This is a genomic window from Synechococcus sp. R3-13 (assembly GCF_047462195.1).
Lineage (GTDB): Bacteria > Cyanobacteriota > Cyanobacteriia > Thermostichales > Thermostichaceae > Thermostichus.
Map to the genome: position 1 here is coordinate 1 of NZ_JANSIO010000390.1, position 2,110 is coordinate 2,110.

A 2,110-nucleotide genomic window follows, 5' to 3' on the forward strand; every position below is an offset into this window, starting at 1 on the left:
CAGCGTACCCCCACCAGCGGCCAGTACAAGGGATCCCTTCCTTGAAGGTGGGTCGCCCTCACCGTCTGAACTCGCTCCGGATCCGCTCCCACCAGGAAAACAAACGAACCGCTTACCGGATGAGAATCGGCAGAAATGGCCCGCCAGCTGACAATGTAAACCCCCTCTGGGATCTCCTGGGGCAGATCCCCCTGCGGCGCGTTGCCGGTGCTCACCACGTTTTCCAAAGCTAGCGCCCGTCCGCTGCTACCCAAAACCTGGAGTTGCGTGATCCGCACCGGCTCATTGAAAACAAGCCGCACCTGGGCCGGAGCTTCCTGCAACACTGCCCCATCCTCCGGGAAGGTGGATAGCAAGCTGGCATGGGCAAAAACGGGCTGGATCCCGGCCACCCACAGCAAGGCGCAGAGGATCCCAGACCAAATCCAAGCAAAACCCCTTTTGGGATGAAACATGCTCCTAAGCAGACCGCTTAGCGGGTACCGTGACCATGCCCATGTCCATGCCCGTGGCCGTGCCCATGTCCACTGTCTCCACCCGTCAGCTTCAGCAGCGGAGCCGGCTCCGGCAAACTGTTGGGATCCTCGCCAGGCTGAGCCACCTGAATCCAGCGGTACATGCCCTGCTCGCACTCCTGAATCACTGGGATGGGGATGACCTCACCGGGGCGATTCGGCAGCTTGAGGCTGATGCTGAACTCATCCATGAACTCATCGGGCAGCGAGCCGCCGCTCCAGATCACCTCGGCAACCGTTTCGGTAATCATCTTCCCATGCGACTCATAGGGGGTCTCCAGCGGCTTTTTGACCGTCTCGATTTTCCACAGGGGATGCACCATCGGCTTCACAGAGACGAATCCCTCCGGAATCTGCACCCGCAGGCGCACGGTCGGGGATCCATCGCAGCCATGGGGCACCCGAAAGGTGAGCTTGGCAAAGCTGCCCGCCGGGGCCTCTTTGGGATGGACGGTGACATGGGCCCAGGCAGAGGAAAGGGGTAAAAAACTCATTCCCAGGGCCAGCAGAGATTTCTTGGCCAGGGTCAAGTAACTTTGCAGACTGAACATTCGCAGATGCTCCTTACAAGCCTGTAGAGAAAGAGAAAAATGCAGTGTTTGTTTGTCAAAACCTAGGGATGGTGATGGGATCCGTGGGATTCCGTTACGCTCATGCTGTGCTGTCCCCAACTGGAGAGGCCCATCGACACCAGGCCGGCACTGGCCAAGCCCATCGACACCAGCCCGAAGGAGAGCGCTCCCATAGCCACCAGGCCGATAGAGAGGATGCCGTGAGTCACCACGCCGATGGCCACTACCCCATGGGCAGAAATGCCCACCGCCACCAAGCCATGGGCTCCCACGCCAACCGACAAGATTTTGCGGCGGGATCCCTGTCCTTCACATCCCTGCTCGTGAGGCAGCCGCTCCACTGGTCTCCCCTGGAGCAAGGCTGGATCTTGAGTCCTCTCTTTGGCCACTAGCCTTTACTCCAGTTGTGCTCAGCGCGATCCAAAACGTAGGCCGCCACCGCCTCGATCTCCTCCGGCTTGAGAATCTTGGCAAAAGCCGGCATGGCCCCTTTGCCGTTTCTCACTTGGGCCTGGATCAGCTCAGGGGTGTCTACGTGGTACTCATGAAGAGCCGCCAGAGAAAGGTTTTTCGCTGCCACCAAAGTGTTGCGCCCGTTCAAGTGACAACCCACACATTTGGCCTGAAAGACCTTGGCTCCCAAGGCCAAATCAGGCTCAGCAGAAGCCATTTGCGGGCCTAAAAAGAGGGCAAATACTGCCACCAAAAGCCCGATAAAAAGGTTGATCATTCGCATTTTCATCTCAGGGACTGACCGAAAACTAGCCTTTAAGGCCCGCCCATTATCCCAAGCCCGTTGGGCCAGGTCAAAAGACAGCCTGTCGAGTTTCCCCCGGCTACTATAAGGTCAGGATCCCCCGAAGCCATGAGCGGTCTGCCCCCCGATTTCATTCAGTTGGTGCGCCAAAAGGCCGACCTCGTGGAAGTGGTGGCCGAAAAAGTGGTGCTGCGCAAGCAGGGGAAGAACTTTGTTGGGCTTTGCCCTTTCCACAACGACCACAAACCCAGTTTTCAGGTCAGCCC

The 2,110-nt window shown here is 58.4% G+C and carries 5 protein-coding genes; 1 reads left to right on the top strand and 4 read right to left on the bottom strand.

Annotated elements, in window-relative coordinates; all coding sequences use genetic code 11:
- The 4 genes from NW856_RS11595 to NW856_RS11610 all read right to left on the bottom strand — a co-directional run.
- Positions 1–455, bottom strand: a 455-nt coding sequence (locus tag NW856_RS11595) for a copper resistance protein CopC (RefSeq protein ID WP_414400403.1), incomplete at its 3' end; no start/stop codon positions are given.
- Positions 456–472: 17 nt separating this feature from the next.
- Positions 473–1,066 carry a YcnI family protein gene (locus NW856_RS11600; protein WP_414356620.1) on the bottom strand — a complete coding sequence of 198 codons (594 nt, stop codon included), beginning with the start codon at positions 1,064–1,066 and terminating at the stop codon, positions 473–475.
- A gap of 62 nt (positions 1,067–1,128) precedes the next feature.
- The gene (locus NW856_RS11605) at positions 1,129–1,428 is read right to left on the bottom strand and encodes a hypothetical protein (RefSeq protein WP_414400405.1); all 300 of its coding nucleotides are present in this window, start codon (positions 1,426–1,428) and stop codon (positions 1,129–1,131) included.
- A gap of 47 nt (positions 1,429–1,475) precedes the next feature.
- Entirely contained in the window at positions 1,476–1,817 is a 342-nt protein-coding gene (locus NW856_RS11610) for a c-type cytochrome (RefSeq protein WP_414342269.1), read from the bottom strand.
- A 135-nt stretch (positions 1,818–1,952) separates the two neighbouring features.
- Between NW856_RS11610 and NW856_RS11615 the strand changes: the two genes are divergently transcribed.
- A partial coding sequence (locus NW856_RS11615; protein ID WP_414400407.1) for a CHC2 zinc finger domain-containing protein occupies positions 1,953–2,110 on the top strand: 158 nt, incomplete at its 3' end.